The organism is Sphingopyxis sp. OPL5 (genome assembly GCF_003797775.2).
Taxonomy (GTDB): domain Bacteria; phylum Pseudomonadota; class Alphaproteobacteria; order Sphingomonadales; family Sphingomonadaceae; genus Sphingopyxis.
Window position 1 is genome coordinate 175464 of the sequence record NZ_CP060725.1, and the last position, 20423, is coordinate 195886.

Sequence of the window (20423 nt, forward strand, 5' to 3'; positions counted from 1 at the left end):
TTCAGAACAGTTTCACATCGCCGCCGAGCATCGCGCCGACATTGTCGACGCTGGCGACGGTCGCGAGCACCTCCTTGACCACCTGGTGCGCCATGAACGCCCAGAAGCCGGGGTGGGTGACCGCGAGATCATTGTAGGTGAGCACCTTCATCGACACGGCGACGTCGGCGCGGATCGGATTGAGGTCGGGATCGTGCATCGTCTCGGTGATCGACAGGCTTTCGATCTTCACCGGCACGACGCGTTTCCAGCCGTAGATGAACAGGGTGAGCGGGGCGACCGGCGGGATCACCTCCATCGTGCCGACCTGCAGCAATATCTGGTTCGCCGCGACGAGCAGCGATTTGGGATAGACCAGCATTTCCATCGCCGCGAGATAGCCGGTGATGCCGGCGCCGAGCGGCCCGGCGTCGCCGCGTTCCATCTGGTCGATCAGGTCGAGGCTGAGGTTGGCGCTGATCGTTTCGGTCGGCGGCCCGGCGAGCCGCAGCGCCTCGGCACGCCCGCCCCCGGCCTCCGAATATTGCGGCGTCAGGCTGCGTGAAATCTGTTCGGGATTATATTGGAAGATCGCGACCGAGGCGAGCGGGTTGAACAGGTCGAGCCCGACGATGGCGCCTTTGATCGTTTTGGGGGAGCCGGGGAAGTTGGTCATTTCCCGCTCCCCCGGATCGGGAAAGCCGCGCTGTGCTTGGGCCCGCGATTGGGGCTCCAGTTATAGGGATCCTGGCCCGGCAAGGTGATGACGAACGTGCCTTCGGTCTTTTTCAGTTCGGCATCGTCGGGGAAGTAGAAATAGGCAAGCTTGCCGCCGCCTTCGGCGGGGCCGAGGTTGACGACACGGATCGTACAGGGCTGGTCGCGGATGATGCGATCGCCGAGGTTGATCGTGATGCGGACCTTCACATTTTCATTGTTGTAGGCGCGCTGCCAGTTGATCCCCGATTCGATGAAGCCCGAGCCGACCTTGGGATCGCCAGTGACGACGGTGCCGCCCTTGACCGAACTGGTGCCCGCGGGTGGCGACGCGCCGCCCTTGCTCTCGGCTTCGCCGCCGCCGCCCGCGATGCCCGGGGTGCCGGTCGATCCGCTTTGCCCGCTGTCCTTGGCCGGCGTCTCGCCGCCCTGCTCTTCGCCCTTGCTGCCGCCGCCATCGGCGGCATCGCCCTCCTGCGCCGCCGGTCCGCCGCCGTCGCCGCTGCCGCCGCCTTCGCCTTCGCCTTCGCCGTCGGACTCGTCGCCGGCGCCCGTCTTGCACTGATAGTCCTTCAGTTCGACGTCCTCGGCCACCATCTTGTCGATGTCGCACAGCATCGGCTGGATCGGCGCCGGCAAGATCTCCTTGAGTTTTGTCAGGATCTTCTGCGCCAGCACGGTCGGCAGCTTGCGCACCGTGTCGACCGCGAGGATCGCCTTGGCCATGACCTGGCGTGCGGGGCAGCTCTTCATCATCCGCTGAACGAGCCAGTCGAGCGGCGAATAGCCGAATTTCGACGCGACATAGTCGGCCAGCGACAGGATGCAGGTCACTATCGCGCCGACCCCTGCGGCCCCCAGCCCGGCGAGGCAGAATCCGAGGCGGACGACCTTGATCGCCTCGACCACCGCGCCGGTGATGCTGGCGATCATCTTGGCACCGCTGACGATCTCGTCGAGTTCGTCCTTGAACGGCTTGATGATCGCGCCGAACTCGGTCTCGATCGTCGCGAAGATATCGTCCTTGATCTGGGTGATGAATTTTTCTGCTTCGGCGGCCTGAGCCAGAAGATCCTCGAGCCCGCCCTCGACCTTGGACTTGATGAAATTGACGAAACCGCTTTCGATGCATTTGACGACGGCGGAGGTGGTCTTGGCGATCACGATCTTGCCGATCGTCATGAAGACCGCCTTGGCGACCCGCATCGCGGCCTGCGCGGCGGGCGAGCTGTTCGACGTCTTGAACGGCGCGCCCTTGAAGGTCGCGTGGAACTTCGCCTTGACCTTTTCATAGGCCTGCGCCGCCTTGATGAACACGCCGCCGAGGGTCTTGCGCAGGATGCCGAAGATCCGCGCGACGTCGCCCACCGGGGTTTCGCCGGCCCAGAACATCATCTTTTCGAGCAGGTCGCGGCCCGCGACCATGGCGTCCGAATCCTTGGGTTTGGGGCGTTCGACGCCGAGCGACTTTTTCATCCAGTCGATCGATTCGATGGCGCGCCCCTGGAAGCGGATCTTTTCGCGGACGTCCTTTTTGAAATCCTTGTCGAGTTGCGTCTTGAGGCTGACGCCCTTGCCGCTCCCCGCCGTGCCGCGGCGCAGATTGTTCCAGTTTTCGAGGTTGAAATGGTCGGTCTTGGGGACCGGGGTCTTGCGCTGGACGCGAACGGGCGCGGCCGAGCGGGCGAGCGGGCGGCGATGGGCCTTCGGCAGCGGCCGCTTGCACGCCGCCTTGCGGCTCGACGGCGGGGCGGTCAGGCAGCCGATGATCTTGTCGATCTTGGCCTTGGCCGATTTCACGCCATGTTTCTTCGCCTCGGGCGTCTTCATCGCGGCGGCGAGGCTGGCGGGTTCGGGGGCGAGGAAATAGGTCCAGATGCCGCTGTTGATCGGGTCCTTGGCGATCGACCAGCGGCCCTTGATTCCCGGCGGCGAAAAATCGTTGAGCGGCCCCATGTGCAGCCGGATATTGTTGACCGGCCAGTCGCCGCCCGTCTGGTTGGGATCCCATTTGCCCGGGATGTTCGGCATCAGCGTCTGCGGCATCAATTTCGGATTGCCGAACTGATAGATGCTGGCGCCGCCGCCCGCGCGCGCCTTGTCGCGCACCAGCGTCATGCCGTCGAAATAGCTGTTGATCTGCTCGACGCCCTTGGCGCGCGCCGATTCATTGTGACCGGGCTTCATGTCGGCAAGCTGGATGCCCGAGATGCTGCCGACCGGCGCGCCGGCGGCCAGCGTCGGCGCCCGCCCGCTGCCCGTCGAGGCCCCCGCGACCGCCGCTCCCTTCGCGGCGAAGGCGCAGCTCGACGTTGTGGTGGCATCGAAGACTTTCAGGCCCGCCGCCGCTTTCGGTGCGGTCGGCGGTTCGGTCTTGCCGCAATCGAGTTCGACGCCGGGGACGGTGCCCTGATCGGAGCGATACAGGTCGGCAAAGCCGCAGAGTCCGCAACCCGCGCCATCGGCCTTGGCGTTGGGCATCATGACCTCGGTCAGGATATTCGAGCCGCTGTTGGCCTTGGCGAGCGCGGTGACCGCGGCATTATGCTTGCCGGTGTTGGTCATCAGCGCCGACACCGGCTCTGCCGCGCCCGGCAGCGTGAATTCGGCGGGGAGCCAGAAGGGCACGCTGGCGCGGCGGACGCGCGGGTGCGCCGCGCTGGCGGGACGGCGGGCCACGCCCGGTCCGACCGGCCCCGGCGCGGTCTGTTGCATCACATGCGCGAGTTCATGCGCCATCGTGAAGCTGGGCGCGGCGCTTTCGCCGGCGCCGAGCCACACATGGTTCTTGTAGGTGAAGGCGCGCGCCGAGATGCTGGCGTTTTTCGCCGACGCGTCGCCGCCGCTGTGGACGCGCACGTCGCCGAGATCGCGGCCCATGCGGCTTTCGAAAAAGCTCCGCGTCGCGGCGGGCAGTTCGCTGCCGCCGCTGGTCAATTGGGTATCCGACGCCGCGATGGTTTCGTCGCCGCCGTCGCGGCGGGCCCGGACCTTGTCCGCCTTTTCCTCCTCCGGATCGGCGAAGCGGCGGGCGCGGGGTTCTTCGGACGAGGAGGAACAGGCGCCGCACGCCCGCTGCACCGCGCCGCCGGTCGTCGAGGCATCCACCGGCGCGGTGTCGGGATCGCGCATCGCCATCACCTGCGCGGCGATGCCGTCGGCTTCCTGTTCGTAGCGGTCGCCGACGGGCCCGACTTCGAGCCGCGGCTGGACGCCGCTTTCCTGCTCTTCGCTGTCGCAGGCGGCGCATTTGCGCTGGACCGAGGCCGCGGCCGCCGCTGCGTTGGTGCGGCGCTGAAGGCCGGGTTCCTTGTCCTCGGCCTCGCAGCTGTCGCATTCGCGCTGGACGGCGGGAATGGCAGCAAGCGAGGCGATCGGCGGCGGTGCGTAGCGGGCTTGGGGCGCCGCGGCGCGCATCACCGGGGGGGCCGTCTTCGGCGCAGCATGGGTCTTCGCGGCGACGGCGTGGGCGGTGCTCATCGCCCTGCCCCCGCCAATTGGCCGCCGATCGCGCGTCCCGCCGCATGGCCGAGCGCGGCGGGACCGTGAACCGGCGCGATCGTCAGCGACAGGCGCGAACGGTCGCCGGTCAGCGTCGCCAGATCGGCGCCGGCGAGCCGCGCCTCGACCGCGGCGACGAGCGCGCGGCGCACCGCCGCCGCATCGCCGGGCGCGACGCCGACCAGCGTCAGCCGGTCGATCGTCAGGCGGATGCGCGCGGGCGCGGTCACAACAGCCATCCCTTGAGCTCGGCGCTGGTCAGCGAGCGCCCGCTCTTTTCATATTCGAGCCGCGCGGCGGACAGGATATGCGCCATGCCGACGTCGTGGCCGCGATCGGCGGCGGCGAAGGCGGCGCCCATCGCGACGTTGCGGATCGAGCCGCCCGACAGGTTGAGCTGTGACAGGCGGTCGAAATCGAGCGCGGCGCGCGGGGTCGATTGGGGAAAGATGCGCTGCCAGATTTCGGCGCGCTCGGTCTGCCCCGGAAAATCGAAATCGATGATGAAACGCAGCCGGCGCAGGAAGGCGCTGTCGATGTTCGAACGAAAGTTCGTCGTCAGGATCGACAGCCCGCGATATTCCTCGATCCGCTGGAGCAGGTAGCTGACCTCGATATTGGCGTGACGGTCGCGGCTTTCGTTGATCTCACCGCGCTTGCCGAACAATGCGTCGGCCTCGTCGAACTGGAGGATCGCCGCCCCCTCCTCGGCGGCGTCGAACAGGCGGCGGAGGTTCTTCTCGGTCTCGCCGATCCATTTCGACATCATCGACGACAGGTCGATACGATAGACGTCGAGCCCGAGTTCGGCGCCGAGGATTTCGCCCGCGAGCGTCTTGCCGGCGCCCGACGGCCCGGAGAAGAGCACGCTGATCCCCAGCCCGCGCCCGGCGCTGCGTTTGGCGAAACCCCAGCTTTCGTAAACGGTCGGGCGGTTGCGGACCTGCGCGATGATCGCCTTCAGTACGTCCTTTTGCGCCGGTGGCAGGACGAGGTCGTTCCACTTCGCCTCGCTGTCGATGCGGCGCGCGAGGTCCTCCATACGCGGGCGCGCGAACCGCCGCGCGGCATCCCAGGCGATATCCTCGATCTTGGGCGCCCCCTTCTTTGGCTTCGCCGCCGGGTTGGGCGCGAGCACCGCGAGTTCGGCGGCGACGCTCTCGGCGAGTTCGGGCGACACCGGGAAATGGCCGGCGAGCCGCTCGATGGTCCCGTTGAGCTTCTTCGCATAGGGACCAAGTCGATCGCGCCACAGCGGCACCTGTTCCTGCGCGGTCAGCCGCGGCATGTCGAGCCGCACCGTCGGCGCCTGACCCAAGGCCAGCGCATCGGGCGCCCCGACAATCAGCGGCTGCCGGAGCAGCGAGGCGAAGAGCGCGAGCGGCGCGGGATCGCTCAGCCGGTCGGCATCGACGAACAGCGCGCCGCCGGTCAGCATCAGGTCGCGGCGCCACAATTGCGCGAGCCGCGCGATATCGGCGGGCGCGCCGGGCAGGACCGCGGCGCCGATGGCGTAGAGCGGCCGCTTCGCCGCCTTGAGCGCCGCGGCGGCGGCCTGTTCCTTGCCGAGCGGGTCGGCGCCGCAGAGTTGCAGCGTCATGTCGGGTTCGCCGACGATGCGCAGCGCGACGGCATCGGCGAGGCGCTGGCGCGATGGCGACAGGGTTGCGGGCGGATCGACGCGGCGCGCCTGCAGCGCCAGTTCCTCGGTCAGCGACGGCGCGTCGACGAGCGCGAGCAGCAGCGCCTCGGCGAGCGAAAAGGGTGTCGCGCCAAGTCCTTCGCGGCTGTCGATGCGAATCAGGCCGAAACCGCGCAGCGGCGCGTCGGCGCCGAGCGCCGACCAGTTCGCGCCGGGCAGTTTGACCAGCGCCAGCCCGAGCGACGGCACGGTGCGGCCCGGGTCGCCGTGCAGCGCCGCGATCCTGTCGCCCGCGACCGGATCGAGCGCGGCCCAGGCCCCGAGCAGCAACAGGTTGCGCCCGAAGGCGTCGAGTCCGAAGCGTTCGGCGATCACATCGGCGCGGGTGCGCGGCGGCGCCGCCTTGCCGCCGTCGAGCCAGCCCGCCACAGCGGCAAAGGCATCGGCGAGCGGCCGCAATTTCGCCGTTGCCGTCACGACAGGTCGACCAGCGGGCCGATGATCCGGCCGAAGTTGGGTTGCTGGGGATCGATACCGACCTCGGGCTGCGAGGCGAAACCGTCGACATCGACGCGGGCGAGATAATCCCCGGCGACGAGGTCGGTGAAGGCGAAGTCTAGCTGGCTCACCGGGAAGGCCGCGGGTGCGACCACCTCGATCGCGGCGTTGCCGAGCTGGCCGGGGCCGAAGGCGTTGAGCAGCAGGGTCGCCGACTGGCCGGCGCGCAGCGGCGGATCGATGTCGACGGTAACGGTCCCCGAGCGCAGTCCGGCGGCGCTGCCCGGCCCGGTCGCCGCGGCGACTTGGGTCATAACCGGCAGGATCGCGAAGGCGACGACGTTCGAGCCGCGCCGCAGCCGCTCGGGCATCGCGGGATCGACCGGCGCGGCGACCACCTCAAGCTGATGCGCGCCCGCCCTGGGCACCACGCCGCCGAACAATGCGGCGTCGAGCGGCAGCGCGAGCGCGTCGCCCGAGATCGCATCCTCATCGAGCGTCAACGGCTGGCCGTCGATGCGCAGGCTGTTGCCGAAGCGGGCGATGCCGGTGCCGGTGAGGTGCAGCGTGCCGCCCCATGGCGCGGGGCCGGTCTGGCCCTCTGATGGTCCGATGCTGCGGATTTGCAGCGGCCCCATCGGCGCCGCGAAGATTTCGGGGGTCGCGACCGGGGTCGGCGGGCCGGGATCGTCCTGCGTCTCGATCGCGACGTTGCGCACGACATAGGTCGCCGACAGCGCATAGGGCACCTGAAAGAAGACCGACCACAGCTTCGACCAGTCCTCGAGCGAGGGTTGTTCGGGTTCGAGACCGATCGCCCGCCCCTCGGCGGCGAGATCGGCGGCGGCCAATATCGTCTGGTTCGCGGCATCGGCGCTCGCCGCCTCCATCGCGGCGACCGACAGGCCGGGCGCATGGTCCAGCGCGAGCGCGGCGGCGCCGTACAGCCGCTCGGGTTCGAACTTGGCGGCATCGCCATAGAAGCTGAGCACATAATGAAGGTCGAGATGGATGCGCGCGCGGGTGCGCTGATTGCCGCCGCCGTCGCGCGACGGGAAATGGTCGTTGCGATGCTGGGTGTTGGGCAGGACGCGGAAGAGGAAGAGGTTGATCAGCGGGCTGCCGTCCTCGGCGAGCTTCGCGGTCGGGGCGCCGACGCGCACATCGGCCTGCCCGACCGCCTGGTTTGCCGCATCCTGCAGCACATGTTCGAGCGTCGCGGTGACCACGGCGAGGGCGCGAAAATTGCTCATCGTCCCCTCCCCTGCGCAAGGAAGGCGTCGAGCGAGGTCGATGTCGGTGCCGATGGCGCGGCGGGCGCGGCGGCAAGCGGCGCGGCGCGAACCTCGACGCTGCCGATATGGATTTCGACCACCGGCGGGGCGGCGACGGGCGCCGGCGAAGCGGCGCGCGGAACGGCGGGATGTGTGGGCAACGCCGGGGCGCGATCGGTGGGGGACGTCGCCTCGATCGGCACGATGCGGTTGGCGGGCCCGGGCGCGTCATGGAGCGAGGTCGCGGTTTGCTCCGCCGGGGCGACGGGCGGCGGCGGCACCGCGTCCGACAAGGCAGCGGCGGGCGGGGCCAGACGGTTTTCGGCGTAAATCGGATCGGCAGAGGAGGCCGCGTCGACCGGAGATGGCTGCATTTCCGGGCTTGCGGAAGGCGTCATCGTGGTGCTCCCTATCCGCACCGCAGCACGCGGACGCGCGTGCTCATCGGGCAACGGCGCGGTTTCGACCGCCGGGAGGGCCTCACCCGCGACCGGGCGCGGTGCATCGGCGGGCGCGGGCGGCGGGCCGGATGCATGGGGCGCGGGCGCGGCGCGGCGCTGCAACGCTGCCGCAGGGGCCGGCGTGGCGATCGGCGCCGCCGGAATGGTGGCTGGCGACGCGGCGGCGGGCATCGCAGCGGGCGTCAGCGGCACGGATTCGGCAGCCATCGCTGCGGGGGACAGACGCCGGCGCGGGCGCGGCCACGGGGGATCGGCCGGATGGCGGCGGGGGATGGCAGCGTCGGCGGCCCGGGCGCCTCATCCGGCGCGGACGCGGGTTGCGGCAGGCCCCTATCCTCGGGCAGCGGTTCGAAACGCGTCGGGATGCGCGGCGCCGCGACGGGCATTTCGCCAGTGGCGCGCGCCGCCATGCGGGCGAGCAGGCCGGTCATGCGCGCACCCGCGACAGGTAAAAGCTGCGCCGCGACGCGGTCAGCGCCAGAATGTCGCGTTCGGACCAGTGGAAGGCGTGCGCGAGGTCGGCGACATCGTCGAGCAGCCGCGGCACGCGCAGCAACAGTTCGTCCCAGAAAAAGGCGGCGATATCGAAGGCCAGCGCCTGTTCGCCGCCGCACGCCGGGCAGGCCGCCGCGATGTCGAGTTCGGTATCGGGGTCGAGATTGGCAAGAATGGCGTCGAGGCGGTCGTCGTCGATCTTGTCGCCATCGGGTGCGACGCGGCTGCGCAGGATTTGCCGCGCTGATTCCGCTTCGCCGGCCTGCTCGCACGCCGCGAGGTCGCCGGCGTTGATCGCGCGGACCGCGACACCATCGACCGTCGCGACAAGGGCGCCCGCGTCAGCCGCGGCGTCACGCCCGAGATCGGCGGCGGTGAGCGCGAACTCCATCGTCTCAGCGCAATGGGTGCAGGCCTGCGCGACCTCCATGCGCGGCCCGAACTGCGCCGCGCGCACCGCGAACAAGGCGCGGTCGCGGGCACCGACGGGCAGCGCTTCGGCCGCATCGCGGGGCCAGCCTCCGGCGGCGAGCAACAACAGCCCGCGGCCGGCGGGTCCCAGCGACGCGCCGCTTTCGCTGATCTCGATCAGCTCCAGGGCGGTGAACCGGCGCATCGGTTACAACGTCGGTTCGGTGAAGCTCGGCTCGGCAGGCTCGGCGACGTCATAGTCGCGTTCCCAGCCCTCATTCTCCAGCTTGAGCGTCTGGATCGCGACCGCGCTCGCCGAGGCGTCGAGGTCGGGAAAGGCGACGAATTCCGAGGGCCAGCAGCGGAACAGCCGGTAGGCGAGCGCGAGTTGCCCCGCCTCGTTGTAGATTTCGAGGACGAGGTCCTTGCGGAAATCCTTGAGCGAGACCTCGGCGCCGAGCCCCGAGCCGAAGTTCCACACCTTGTTCGCCCATTGCTCGAACGTCGTGTCGTGGGTGACCCCGCGTTCGAGCGTCACCGCTTCATATTCGGTCTGGCCCGGCGACTTGCGCGAGGTCGACGGGTCGCCGCCTTCGCGGAACTTGACGACTTCGGTGCTGCGCTTGAGCGCGCTCATCTTGCTGAGCCCCGCGAGATAGGCGCCGTCGGGCAGGCGGAGGCGGAACTTGTACGTCTTGTACGGGTCGCGCCGCTCGGCGTTGACGCTGAAAGGTGGTGCCATGATCGCTCTCCCCTATGGGTCAGGCCGCGTTGCGGATCTGCTGGATGGAAATGACGACGAATTCGGCCGGCAGCAGCGGCGCGAAGCCGACGACGATGTTGACGATGCCCTGGTTGCGATCGTCCTGCGTCGTCGTGCTGCCGTCGCATTTGACGAAATAGGCGTCGCGCGGACTGGTCCCCTGAAAGGCGCCCTGCTTGAACAATCGCTGCATGAAGGTGCCGACCGACAGGCGGATCTGCGCCCACAAAGGTTCGTCATTGCCCTCGAACACCACCCATTGGGTGCCGCGATACAGGCTTTCCTCGATGAACAGCGCGAGGCGCCGGACCGCGAGATATTTATAGTCGTCGGAGAGCTGGTCGGACCCGCGTAGCGTGCGCGCGCCCCACACCGTCAGCCCGGTGCCGGGAAAGCTGCGCAGGCAATTGACCCCGATCGGGTTGAGCAGGCCGTTCTCTTCGTCGGTCAGCTTGACCGACAGCCCCTCGACCCCCGCCAGCGTCGCCGACATGCCGGCGGGCGATTTCCAGACGCCGCGGTTGGTATCCGTGCGGGCGATGATTCCCGCCACCGCGCCGCACGGGACGAAGCTGTCGATCTGGCCGCCACGCTTGGGATCGCGGCGCAGGATGCGCGGAAAATAGAGCGCGGCATTGTCGGCGAAGGAGAGCGAGAGCACCGAGGTCGCGCCGTCGAGTTGCTTCGTCTTGACCAGCCCCGCCGCCTCGTCGGGCTTGTCGTCCCAGTCGGCGGGGGGATCGACGATGAGGACCGCGCGCTCGTCCTTGCAAAATTGCGCCGCTTTCTCGTTCACCGTGCGCGGCAAGGTGCCGTCGCGCTCGTCGGGCGGGATGCAGAGCAGGTTGAAGATGTCGGCTTTTTTCAGCGCATAGATGCCGGTCTTGGTCGCGGCGTCACCGATATAGTCGGTGTCGAGCAACGCCGCGCCGTCGTTGCCGTCGGCGCCGGCGCCGGTCGCATTGTTCGACGGCCGGTTGCCGAGCTTCGGGGTACCGTCGATGTTGAGCTGGCACTGGACGAGGCTCGATTCGGCGGCGAGCACGCGGTCGAAACGGCGTGCGCCGCCGCTGGCCTTGACGGTGAGGTTGCGGAAGATTTCCACCGCGCCGGTCGTCTTGTCCTCGATGCGGATGTCGAACAGGTCGGCGACGTCGAGGCCATATTTGACGGCGGCGGCCGCCGCACCGACCGGGTCGGCGATGTCGGGGTGGGTCGCGGTGCCCGCCAGCGCATTGCCCCAGCTTCCCGGGCTTGCGGCGCGCAGCGCCAGCGCGCCGATTTCGAGCAATGCGATGCCGTCGTCATCAGGGGCGTTGGGCTTGAACAGGCGCACGATCTCGGCCTGTCCGCCGCCGTTTCCGTAGAAATCGTCGACCGCATAGGACATCGGGCCGCTCGCCCACAGGCCGCCGAAGCGGCGCGTGAAGTCGCCATAGTTGAAACAAGTCAGCGGCTGGTTCACCGGACCGCGCAGCGCGCGCCCGACAAAGGCCGCGATCGAGGTCGCGACGCCGCTGACGGTGCGCACTCCCGATGGCAGTTCCTGGATATAGACACCAGGATAGGTCACGGACACGGGCATGGCAGCACTCCCTTTTCGCCAGTCGGATGACGGCCCCTCACGGGACCGAACTAGTCAGTCGAGCTTGAAGCCCATCAGGATGGTGATCTCGGCGGCGTCGGTCGCCGAACTGTTGCGGAGGCTGAGCGTCTGGAGATCGCCCGCGAACAGCGCGATCGCCTCGCCATAAAGGATCAGCGGGCCGGTGAGTTTGGTACGCGTCGCGCCGTCGGCCTTCACATCGACCGAGCCGTCGTTGAGCGACGAGGTCATGATGAAGAAGGCGAGTTTTTCGACATCGTCGATCTGCAGCGCGAGATCGCGGTCGGCGGGCATCGCCTTGACGAGGGTCACCGCGGCGCTGGTGATCGCGTCGATCTCGGCGCTGCCGCTGTTGTTGACGCCGGCACCGGAGGGCGCGCCCCCGCTGAACGACCATGAGAATTTCTGGGACATAACTGCACAACCTCCCTTTGCCGAAACGCAAGCGACGAAGTTTGTGCGACCAAAGCTTTTTTGATTGAGCCTCAGGCTACCATGGGTCGGCCCGGACTCTATTGGACGAATACGCCAAGAGCGATGAACCGTTCGCGTGGAGCGACGGTTCGGCAAATAAGGCGCGTCATCAGTATTTTGGGCAGTCAGGCAATCATATGTCGACCCGGGGACACTGTGCCCCGGATCTTAAACAAAGCTGACCGCATATAGTTAACCGAAGATGCTCTATGCTTTGGCGGGACTCGCGATCCAGCGGTCGACCTGCGCCTCGAGGACCGGCAACGGCACCGATCCGCGGCCCAGCACGATCTCGTGGAACAGCTTCTGGTCATAGCGGTCGCCGAGCGCGGCGCGCGCCTTTTCGCGCAGCGCGAGGATGCGCTGCATGCCGACCTTGTACGAGGTCGCCTGCCCCGGCATCACGAAATAGCGGCGGATTTCGGAGCGGATCTTGGCCGTAGGCTGCGGCGAATTGGCGCTGTAATAGGCGAACGCCTGTTCCTCGCTCCACCCCTTGGCATGGATGCCGGTGTCGACCACCAGGCGGATCGCGCGCCAGATCTCGCGCCCCAGCCGCCCGAAGTCGCTGTAGGGATCGGTGTAGAACCCCATCTCCTTCGCCAGCCGCTCGACGTAAAGGGCCCACCCCTCGCCATAGGCGCCGTAGAAATAATTGTTCCGGAACTGCGGCGTGCCGGTCATTTCCTGCGCAAGCGCGATCTGCATATGATGGCCGGGCAGGCCTTCATGATAGGTCGTGCCCTCGATCTCGTAGATCGGGGTCGCGCGCGTGTCGGCGAGGTGGACATAATAGATGCCCGGGCGCGAGCCATCGAGCGCGGCGGGCGAATAATGCGCCGCCCCGCCCGGTTCCTCGCGAAACGCCTCGACGCGCTTGACGATCAGGTCGGCCTTGGGCAGCCGCCCGAACTGTTCGGGCAGGCGCGCGCGCATGCCGTCGAGATAGTCGCCCGCCAGCTTGAGATAGGCGGCGCGGCCGGCATCGTCGTTGGCGACGTAGAAACGATCGTCGCTGCGCAGGAAGACGAAGAAATCCTCGAGCTTGCCCTCGTAGCCGATCTTCGCCTTCAGCGCCTCCATCTCGGCGCGGATGCGCGCGACTTCGGACAGGCCAAGGTCGTGAATTTCGTCGGCGGTCATGCCGGTCGTGGTCTGGAGCCGCAGCATCGCGTTATAAAAGGCCGCGCCGTCGGGCAGCGCGCCGGCGCCGCGCGGTTCGGTGCCGGCCTTGACGCGGTCTTCGGCAAGCCAGCCGGCGATCCGATCATAGGCGGGTTTTAGCGAGCCGGTCATCGCCTGGGCGATGCGCGCGGTGAAGGCGTCGGCAGCGGCCGTGTCGATCTTCCCGGCGGTGACAAGGCCCGCCGCCTTTTCTTTGGCATCGGCAAACAGCGCAGCGTCTTCGCCCTTTCCGAAGGGCGCGCCGGTGGTGAGCCGCCCGATCAGTTCGATCGACTGGTCATAGGCGAAGCCGGGCATGCGAATGCCCTTCGCCGCCGCCGCCTGCGCGCGGCCCAGATAGATGTCGAGCGTCGGGCCGAGCGCGGTGACGCGCGCCACATAGGCCTCCATGTCCGCAGGCGTGTCGACCCGGTGCTGGTTGATCAGGAAATTGGGCAAGCCGGTGTGCGGACCGTTGCGGTCGAAGATATAGCCATGGTCGCGCCATTTGGTCGACGCCTCGGCGCGTTCGAGTTCGAGCGCCCACATGTCGTAGGACACGCGCGCATCCTCGCCGAGTGTGGCGCGGTCGAACTGCTTCTTCATCGCAGCCACGCTGCCGCGTCGCCATGCGAGCCGCGCCGCCGCCGCCGCGTCGCTGGGGTCGGTGAAGCGATCCTGCTGTTCCTTGCGGCCAAGCTGGGTCAGCTGCTCGGGATCGAGCGCGATTTCGGCCTCAAACGCCGCATCGAGGAAGGCGGTGAGCGCCGCGTCGGCGCTGCCAGCGGGCGTCGCCGCGCGCACCGTCGGGGCGGCGAGGATGCTGGCGCCGATGGCCAGCGAGAATTCGCGTCGGGAAAGCTGCATGGGGACCCTTTCGTTTGAAAGGGTTATAGGGGGGATGCAGGGAGAGGCAAAGTGCGGGTTCGAAGTGGGAAACGGCGATGCCGCTCCTCCCTGTCGCGCAGCGATGGGGAGGTGGCAGCGCGAAGCGCTGACGGAGGGGCTATGACGCGATCGTTGCGGCCCCTCCACCACGCCCTCCGGGCGCGGTCCCCCTCCCCATGGCTTCGCCACAGGGAGGATTTATATCGCGCTCCCGCCCGCTATCGCCGTCCCACCCTCACGCCTTGAAATGCCGGATACTCTCCAAATCCGCCCGCCCCAGCGGTTCAGTGAGCCACAGCCCGCCGCGGCCGCCGCGCGACCAGCGGACGATCGCCTGACGGCGGATGTCGCCGGGCAACACGAGTTCGAGCGCCTTGCCGACCTCCATAGGGACATCGTGCAGGAAACCGGCGCCGCTTTGCGACAGGTCGGCGAGTTCGATGTCGCTGACCGCGCCGTCGGTTATCAGTTGCGCGCGGGTGTGCACCGGCAGGCGCGGGGCGCGATAGTCGCCCGACTGCTGTTCGGCGGCGAGTTGCCGGAGCACTTCGTTACCATCGACCGCCGCGTCGAAGGCGACGCCGCAGCGCCCCTCTTCGCACCAGGCGACGCGGCCCTGGATGACGATGGTTTCGGACAGCGCGATTTCGAGCCGCTCGCCGACCGACACCGGTACCTCGACCGCGAGCATCATGCCGCCGTCGGACATGTTGCGCACGCGCCACAGCCCGGCGTCGCCGTCGCGGGTGACCTTCGCGATGCGCCACACGGTCCGGAACCGGTCGCCGCCACGGCGATCGGCGTCGGTGTCGCCATCTTGATCTTCTCCGGGGGCAGAGAAGCGGGGTTCGTTCATGCCTTCCTCCTGATTCCAACAGCGCCCAGAAGAGACATTCAAGCTGCTAAAATTCATTCACTTAGCTTATTACCCCACCCTTCCCCGCCAACGCGGCCGCTCCTCAACCCGGCTGGTCCACCGGTCATCGTTAAGGACAACGAAACGCGCCCATCGGGGCCTGGCCATAGAATGCCCTTAGATTATGAATAATTTCCAACGATCGCGCGTTAATTATCGCCAATATTGAAGCATCGGCGCCGAAACGGCGGATCGGGGCCCAATCGGGCGAAGTCCGAACCGTCAGAACCAAAGATACGGTTCGCACGAAACGATTATGGTGCCCCTGGCCGGACTCGAACCAGCACTCCTTGCGGAACTCGATTTTGAGTGCGGCGAGACTTCCTTATATCGTTGATAACATTACCTGTTTTGGACTGCAACCGAAAACTGTGTAAGGATTTGTGTAAGTTTGGATCCTTAGATTGGTTGCTATGCGCCTGATCTCGGCCGTTCACCGGATCGGTGGTCGATTCGGAATGCTGCCGTTCGTTGAGGTGGCGTCGATGAACATATCTGGGTAAAAAGCGGAACGGCCGCTTTGAGGCGCCAGATCATATTTTGCGCCGTTCATTAACCTAATTGGCTGCAGCCGCTTTGCGCTCTTAATCCGCCCATAGGATCCGCGGCGATGCGCTCAAGACCGAGTATACCAGAACAACTAGGTGGCGCTTGGGGCAGCGCCCCATGCTTGATCAGATGCCGGAAAGATAAGCGGCATCAACGACGGCCTCGATGCGTCTCCAAGTCGGCACGAGCACGGATACCACACAATAAATTCCGATTGGGTCAGTTCATCTAATGTTCTAGTGTGAGGTGATGTCAAAAAAGCTCACCGCCAATCAAATCCTCGGCGAGATCGGCGAGAATGCCGTGAAGGGCCGCTTCCTCAACCTGGGATTCCAATTCGACGGGCGATCGAGGCTGGAGGCCGGCATCGACGGCATCGCCGAAGTCATGGATAATGGCCAGCCATTGGCACGAATGATCGCGGTGCAGGTGAAGGCCACTGAGAACGGCCGGTATTCGTCGGAGACCGATGACGGCTTTGCATACCTCCTTCGCCGCGAGGACCTCGACTACTGGAAAGGATCCAACCTGCCGGTGATCGTTGTCCTATACCGCCGTTCCGACAATAGCTTCTACTGGCAGGAGGTGCCACGCGGCACGGATGAAGCCGAGCGTCGGATCCAGTTCGACAAAACCGCCGACGTCCTCGACACGAGTTCGGTAAACCGGCTTGCGGCGCTGACAGTGCCCAAGGCCGGGTTCGGCTACTACGTCCCGCCGCTCGGCGGAGGCGAGGAGGCGATCGTCAACATCCTCCCTATTACCCTGCCCTCCGAGATCTTCACCGCGTCAACCCCCTACGATGTCCGCAAAGCCATCGCGATTATCCTCGACGGTGATGAGCCCGCCCGGTTCGACTGGATCATCCGCGGCGGGATTTTCTGGTCCTTCCATGATCCGCGCACGTCTTCATGCCGCGACATCGTCGATCTCGACCAAGTGGTGGCGATCGACACCGAGGATCTGGCCTTCCACGACGACGTGGACGAGCAGAACAAGTTCATCCACCTTCTGCGCGAAACACTGAGGCATCAGACGCGGACGGACCTTAACTTCAGCAAGAGCGGGAAGTACCTCTACTTCCGAGCCGAGGAGGCTGCGACACAGCGGAACTTCGCGTACCTGTCGTCGAAGAAGTGGACCGGCGCGGACGTCGTCGCCGTCACCATGAGCGACCGGGAGGAGGGACGCGTCTCTTTCGTAAGGCACCATGCCTTCGCGCCGCGCTTCGAGCGTCTCCCAGGCCAGTGGTACCTGATCATCACGCCCACCTACCATTTCACCACCAACGGCTTCACCGCGCATCCCCATCCGTCGGCGCTGCTCGCCGGGAAGAAGCGCATGGACAAGAGCGCGGCGCTGCGCGGCCAGGTGATCATGTGGCATAGGTTCCTGACCCAGGCGGAGCGCCAGGCCGAAAGCGACCTCGCCAACCTCTTCGCCGAGCCCGAGGCGATGGAGCCACGGCTCATGTTCGGGCCGCCGCCTACCGTTCAGCTCGCCACCAAGGTCCCCGAGGATGGCTGGGGTGGCGGCAAGAAGAAGGCCGACGTGGTTGACAACCAGGAGGGGCTGTTCGCATGAGCACCTTCGATACCCGCATCTTCGACGAGCCCGAGCTTGAGTTCGGAGATCGACACCATCATCCCGACCCCCGGCTCGGTCTTTTCGACGCTGGCCCCCTGCAGCCCTTCGTCGGCGACGTGATCAGGATTGGCGTGGTCGGCAGCGCCAAGACGGTCGAGGATACGCGCAGGTTTTTGGAGACCGTCTCCGCCGGGGTGGAGGGCAAGTCGGAAAAGCACCCGAACATGCACCCGTCGTTTCCCGGGCTGGGGAATCAGAGCCCATTCAGGTGCAGGTTCGAGGTCGAGGACGGCGCCACCGCGACGCTTTCACAAGGGAAGCTCGACAGGATCGCCAAGGAGCCGGACCACCAGAAGGCGGTGGAGATGGCCGTCGACCAGATCGTCTCGGAACTCCAGGCCATGGAGGACGGAGGGCACCGGCCTGACGTCGCAATCATCGCGCTCCCCGTCCGGCTGCTAGAGCGGGTCTGGAACGCCAAGGTCGATGCCGGCGGGTCCGTCGAGAAGGACGACAGCAGCGGTTCCGACGCCCCTAACTTCCGGGGCATGCTGAAGGCGCGAGCGATGCCGCTCAGCTTCCCAATCCAGATCGTCTGGGAGGACGTCATCGACGAGAAGGCGTCGATACCGCAGAAAATCAAGGAGAGCAGCGCCCGCAAGATCCAGGATCTCGCCGGCCGCAGCTGGAACCTGATGACCACGCTTTACTACAAGGGCAGCGGCCGGATCCCGTGGCGTCGCATGCCGCGCGAAGGCGAGTACACCGCCTGCTATGTCGGCATCAGCTTCTATCGCGAGGCTGGAGGACAGCAGCTGTTCACGAGCGCCGCCCAGATGTTCGACGAGCGCGGGCGAGGCTTCGTCCTCAAAGGCAAGCGCGCGCACACCGAGAGCCGTGGTCGTCACCCCTACATGACCCGCGAGGACGCACGCGAGATCATCGGAAACGTGCTCGCCGCATACAAGACGCACCACAAGACGCTGCCCGCGAGGGTGATCGTGCTGAAGACGTCGCGCTTCAAGGACGAGGAGGCCGACGGTATACTGGAGGCGCTGGATGAAGCCGGGACCGAGATGCGCGACCTCGTCTGGGTGCAGGAGTCCTACTCCGTGAAACTGCTGCGCGACGGCAACTATCCCGTGCTGCGCGGCACCTTCGTCGACCTTGGGGGCAACGGCCTGCTCTACACCAACGGGAGCATGCCGTACTACGGCACATACCCGGGACAATATGATCCACGGCCACTGCTCCTCGCTCCGCACCGCAGCTGCGACAGCACCGTGACCCAGCTGGCGGAGGAGGTCCTCTCCCTCACCAAGATCAACTGGAATTCGACCCAGATGAACCAGCGCCTTCCAATACCGATAAGGGCGGCGCGCGCCGTCGGCGAGGTTCTGAAGTACATGAAGGAAGGTCAGGTCGAGAGCGCCGACTACCGCAAGTACATCTGAGGCTCATTGCCGTCCTGTTCGTCAGCTGCCTTGAGAGCAGCGTATAAGCCCTGAAGGTCGAGAAAACGACGATGCCCGTCTACTTCATCCTAGAGGAGAACGACGCTGATTGGCGGATGAAGATCGGGCGCGCGACCAACCTCAGGGGCCGCCGGGGTGCCCTGCAGACCGGCAACTCGCGCCCGCTCAAGGTCGTGGGATGGATCGAGGCGGAGAATGAGGCTGATACGGAGAAGCGGCTCCATGCGAAATATGCAGCTCACAACATCAGCCGGCATGGCGGAAGCACGGCCAGGGAGTGGTTCCACCTACAGCCCGCCGACATTCTCGAGGACCTGCAGCGAGCCGGCATTGACGGCTTCGTTGAAAAGAATGCGGACGCCTTTGAGGTAGTCGGTCACGATCGTGACGGTGTACCCGAATATATGGGTGTCTGGGACTGGACCAGCCTCGAGCTCGAAGAGTGCTGCCCGTTTTGTGGATGCTTTTGCGGCATGCATTTTCAAGATGCATCGCAGATGTTTCACTGTTTGAGCTGCGACGAGCTTACCGACTTCTCGGGTCCCGATATTGACAACGAAGAAGACTATCTTGCTTGGAAGGAACAAGACGAGCGCTTGAAAGCCGCGCGTGCGTCCAAACCGCGACGTCGGTCACCGTAACCGCCGCTTTGCCGCGCGGCGCTCATCGTCGGTAAAAACGTCGCTCCAGCGCGGTTGAAGGATGAGCGTTTCCACCGTGAGATCAAGACGACCCATGAGTGCCAGCCGTCCGAAACCGTCCGATGGTGGCAAACTCAGCAGCCGACGTGCCGTATCGATGCCGCCAAGCCGTTCCATCATCTGAAGCATGCCGGTCGGACGGTATCCTAATGCGTCGCACTGCGCGTAGATGTCGCGCAGGGCAGCGCTAAACTCGCGTTCGAGAGCCTTTGGATCCCGCTTTTTGGAAACGGCAGAAGCCGCACTGTCCGCTGGCGTGGCGGGGTTGTGGACGATGATTTCTGCGAGGCGGTCTCCGTGGGTAGCAAGCCATTCAACAAGAGATCCCATTGCCTGCAGTCCTGCGAGGACTGCGTCGCGCTGACCTTCGAAGGGCGCTTGCGGGTCAATTCCTGGAGTGCTCGCGCGGATCGCGAGCGATTTGCCCGCCGCCTCGGCGGTAAAGGTCGTCCCAGCGAGGATACCCGAAGCGACGAGACGGTCAACCTGCGAGGCGAAGCCCGCGAACTGAGCGTTGACCCACTTCCAGGGTACCCCATTGCCGAATTCATGGCGCAAGGCTGGGGTCGGCAGACCCGAAAGCGTCAGGCCTTCAAATATTCGGGTGATCGCCTTCGGACCGTCCGTTGAGGGACGGACACGCAGGGTCGGCAGATGTTCAAGCGCCAGGGCGGCGTAGGCTTCCGCAAAGTCGCGCTTTTCAGGCAACGTCATAGCGACCCAGCCGCTCGAAGCGCGCTTTCCGCATAGTGCTTCCAGCAACTGCACCCGCATCGCGAGCCGCGCGTCCAGTTCCGCGGTAATGTCGACGCCTCGTCGGCCGTCCAGCTTCTCCGCCATCTCCTCGATCGAAATACTCGCGTCGAATACGGCTGCGTCCAGCAACGTCGCAATCCGCGCCGCCGGTGCCACGAGAACGATTGCGGCACGGCGTGGCCCGAGACTGGCCCTGGCCGCCGTGAGTTCGGCGACATACGCATCGACCTGCCCCGGCTGAAAGTCCGCGGTCACCTTACTTTCGATCAGAACACAGGCGCGGATGGCTCCGGCATCGTCGAACCAGCCAATCTGGATGTCCGTCTGCCGGGCGTCCTGAAGGCGGGGCGGCGACTTCTGCAAGTGAATCTCACAGCCGAGTGGCGCTTCGAACTTGTCCCCCAGGCACGAGACAAACCAGTCGCGAAAATAGGCCGACGCGTGAAGCTCCTCAACGAGGAAATTGTCGAGATCGCGCTCGCGGACGCGGTCCTTGAAAAGCAGTTCGGTCAACTAAAATCCACTTCGTAAGGGGAGCCGCTTGGCGGCTCGAACGTCAGGGAAGC

The 20423-nt window shown here is 66.2% G+C and carries 17 protein-coding genes; 3 read left to right on the forward strand and 14 right to left on the reverse strand.

Features of this window, described 5'->3' with window-relative positions:
* Position 1: 1 nt before the first annotated feature.
* The 13 genes from EEB18_RS00815 to EEB18_RS00875 form a co-directional block, all read right to left on the reverse strand.
* On the reverse strand, positions 2-655 hold the full coding sequence (locus EEB18_RS00815; RefSeq protein ID WP_056350620.1) for a hypothetical protein: 654 nt from the start codon (positions 653-655) through the stop codon (positions 2-4).
* Complete coding sequence (locus EEB18_RS00820; protein WP_187142186.1) at positions 652-4176, reverse strand: DUF4157 domain-containing protein; 3525 nt, start codon at positions 4174-4176, stop codon at positions 652-654. Before EEB18_RS00820 ends, EEB18_RS00815 begins: the two co-directional genes overlap by 4 nt.
* A complete protein-coding gene (locus EEB18_RS00825) occupies positions 4173-4427 on the reverse strand; it encodes a hypothetical protein (protein WP_187142187.1) in 255 nt (84 codons plus the stop codon). The genes EEB18_RS00820 and EEB18_RS00825 overlap by 4 nt, the downstream gene beginning before the upstream one ends.
* Complete coding sequence (locus EEB18_RS00830; RefSeq protein WP_187142188.1) at positions 4424-6316, reverse strand: ATP-binding protein; 1893 nt, start codon at positions 6314-6316, stop codon at positions 4424-4426. Before EEB18_RS00830 ends, EEB18_RS00825 begins: the two co-directional genes overlap by 4 nt.
* Positions 6313-7590 (reverse strand): DUF4255 domain-containing protein, encoded by a 1278-nt coding sequence (locus EEB18_RS00835; protein ID WP_187142189.1) that lies wholly within the window; start codon positions 7588-7590, stop codon positions 6313-6315. The genes EEB18_RS00830 and EEB18_RS00835 overlap by 4 nt, the downstream gene beginning before the upstream one ends.
* On the reverse strand, positions 7587-8279 hold the full coding sequence (locus tag EEB18_RS00840) for a hypothetical protein (RefSeq protein ID WP_187669055.1): 693 nt from the start codon (positions 8277-8279) through the stop codon (positions 7587-7589). The genes EEB18_RS00835 and EEB18_RS00840 overlap by 4 nt, the downstream gene beginning before the upstream one ends.
* Entirely contained in the window at positions 8255-8503 is a 249-nt protein-coding gene (locus EEB18_RS00845) for a hypothetical protein (protein ID WP_187669056.1), read from the reverse strand. Before EEB18_RS00845 ends, EEB18_RS00840 begins: the two co-directional genes overlap by 25 nt.
* On the reverse strand, positions 8500-9183 hold the full coding sequence (locus EEB18_RS00850) for a hypothetical protein (protein ID WP_187142448.1): 684 nt from the start codon (positions 9181-9183) through the stop codon (positions 8500-8502). Before EEB18_RS00850 ends, EEB18_RS00845 begins: the two co-directional genes overlap by 4 nt.
* 3 nt (positions 9184-9186) lie before the next feature.
* The gene (locus tag EEB18_RS00855) at positions 9187-9720 is read right to left on the reverse strand and encodes a phage tail protein (RefSeq protein WP_056350605.1); all 534 of its coding nucleotides are present in this window, start codon (positions 9718-9720) and stop codon (positions 9187-9189) included.
* 19 nt (positions 9721-9739) lie between these two features.
* Positions 9740-11326, reverse strand: coding sequence for a phage tail sheath family protein (locus EEB18_RS00860; protein WP_187142447.1), 1587 nt, complete (start codon positions 11324-11326; stop codon positions 9740-9742).
* A gap of 54 nt (positions 11327-11380) precedes the next feature.
* Positions 11381-11761 carry a hypothetical protein gene (locus tag EEB18_RS00865; RefSeq protein WP_187142446.1) on the reverse strand — a complete coding sequence of 127 codons (381 nt, stop codon included), beginning with the start codon at positions 11759-11761 and terminating at the stop codon, positions 11381-11383.
* 267 nt (positions 11762-12028) lie between these two features.
* Positions 12029-13852: a DUF885 domain-containing protein gene (locus tag EEB18_RS00870; protein WP_187142445.1), complete on the reverse strand. Its 1824-nt coding sequence runs from the start codon at positions 13850-13852 to the stop codon at positions 12029-12031.
* 256 nt (positions 13853-14108) lie between these two features.
* Positions 14109-14729 (reverse strand): PilZ domain-containing protein, encoded by a 621-nt coding sequence (locus EEB18_RS00875; RefSeq protein ID WP_187141509.1) that lies wholly within the window; start codon positions 14727-14729, stop codon positions 14109-14111.
* Between the two features lie 858 nt (positions 14730-15587).
* Here EEB18_RS00875 and EEB18_RS00880 point away from each other — a divergent pair.
* From EEB18_RS00880 to EEB18_RS00890, 3 genes are all read left to right on the forward strand, one after another.
* Positions 15588-16922 (forward strand): DUF4365 domain-containing protein, encoded by a 1335-nt coding sequence (locus EEB18_RS00880; protein WP_187141508.1) that lies wholly within the window; start codon positions 15588-15590, stop codon positions 16920-16922.
* A complete protein-coding gene (locus EEB18_RS00885) occupies positions 16919-18379 on the forward strand; it encodes an argonaute/piwi family protein (RefSeq protein ID WP_187141507.1) in 1461 nt (486 codons plus the stop codon). Before EEB18_RS00880 ends, EEB18_RS00885 begins: the two co-directional genes overlap by 4 nt.
* 71 nt (positions 18380-18450) lie before the next feature.
* Positions 18451-19041, forward strand: coding sequence for a GIY-YIG nuclease family protein (locus EEB18_RS00890; protein WP_187141506.1), 591 nt, complete (start codon positions 18451-18453; stop codon positions 19039-19041).
* Here EEB18_RS00890 and EEB18_RS00895 read toward each other — a convergent pair.
* Complete coding sequence (locus EEB18_RS00895) at positions 19033-20370, reverse strand: hypothetical protein (RefSeq protein ID WP_187141505.1); 1338 nt, start codon at positions 20368-20370, stop codon at positions 19033-19035. The two genes, EEB18_RS00890 and EEB18_RS00895, sit on opposite strands and share 9 nt — an antisense overlap.
* Positions 20371-20423: the final 53 nt, after the last annotated feature.

What these genes read in the sequence shown, in the direction of transcription:
- EEB18_RS00815 (WP_056350620.1), bottom strand. Translation starts at nt 655, where the DNA reads ATGACCAACTTCCCCGGCTCCCCCAAAACGATCAAAGGCGCCATCGTC.
- EEB18_RS00820 (WP_187142186.1), bottom strand. Translation starts at nt 4,176, where the DNA reads ATGAGCACCGCCCACGCCGTCGCCGCGAAGACCCATGCTGCGCCGAAG.
- EEB18_RS00835 (WP_187142189.1), bottom strand. Translation starts at nt 7,590, where the DNA reads ATGAGCAATTTTCGCGCCCTCGCCGTGGTCACCGCGACGCTCGAACAT.
- EEB18_RS00840 (WP_187669055.1), bottom strand. Translation starts at nt 8,279, where the DNA reads ATGGCTGCCGAATCCGTGCCGCTGACGCCCGCTGCGATGCCCGCCGCC.
- EEB18_RS00845 (WP_187669056.1), bottom strand. Translation starts at nt 8,503, where the DNA reads ATGACCGGCCTGCTCGCCCGCATGGCGGCGCGCGCCACTGGCGAAATG.
- EEB18_RS00850 (WP_187142448.1), bottom strand. Translation starts at nt 9,183, where the DNA reads ATGCGCCGGTTCACCGCCCTGGAGCTGATCGAGATCAGCGAAAGCGGC.
- EEB18_RS00855 (WP_056350605.1), bottom strand. Translation starts at nt 9,720, where the DNA reads ATGGCACCACCTTTCAGCGTCAACGCCGAGCGGCGCGACCCGTACAAG.
- EEB18_RS00860 (WP_187142447.1), bottom strand. Translation starts at nt 11,326, where the DNA reads ATGCCCGTGTCCGTGACCTATCCTGGTGTCTATATCCAGGAACTGCCA.
- EEB18_RS00865 (WP_187142446.1), bottom strand. Translation starts at nt 11,761, where the DNA reads ATGTCCCAGAAATTCTCATGGTCGTTCAGCGGGGGCGCGCCCTCCGGT.
- EEB18_RS00870 (WP_187142445.1), bottom strand. Translation starts at nt 13,852, where the DNA reads ATGCAGCTTTCCCGACGCGAATTCTCGCTGGCCATCGGCGCCAGCATC.
- EEB18_RS00875 (WP_187141509.1), bottom strand. Translation starts at nt 14,729, where the DNA reads ATGAACGAACCCCGCTTCTCTGCCCCCGGAGAAGATCAAGATGGCGAC.
- EEB18_RS00880 (WP_187141508.1), top strand. Translation starts at nt 15,588, where the DNA reads ATGTCAAAAAAGCTCACCGCCAATCAAATCCTCGGCGAGATCGGCGAG.
- EEB18_RS00885 (WP_187141507.1), top strand. Translation starts at nt 16,919, where the DNA reads ATGAGCACCTTCGATACCCGCATCTTCGACGAGCCCGAGCTTGAGTTC.
- EEB18_RS00890 (WP_187141506.1), top strand. Translation starts at nt 18,451, where the DNA reads ATGCCCGTCTACTTCATCCTAGAGGAGAACGACGCTGATTGGCGGATG.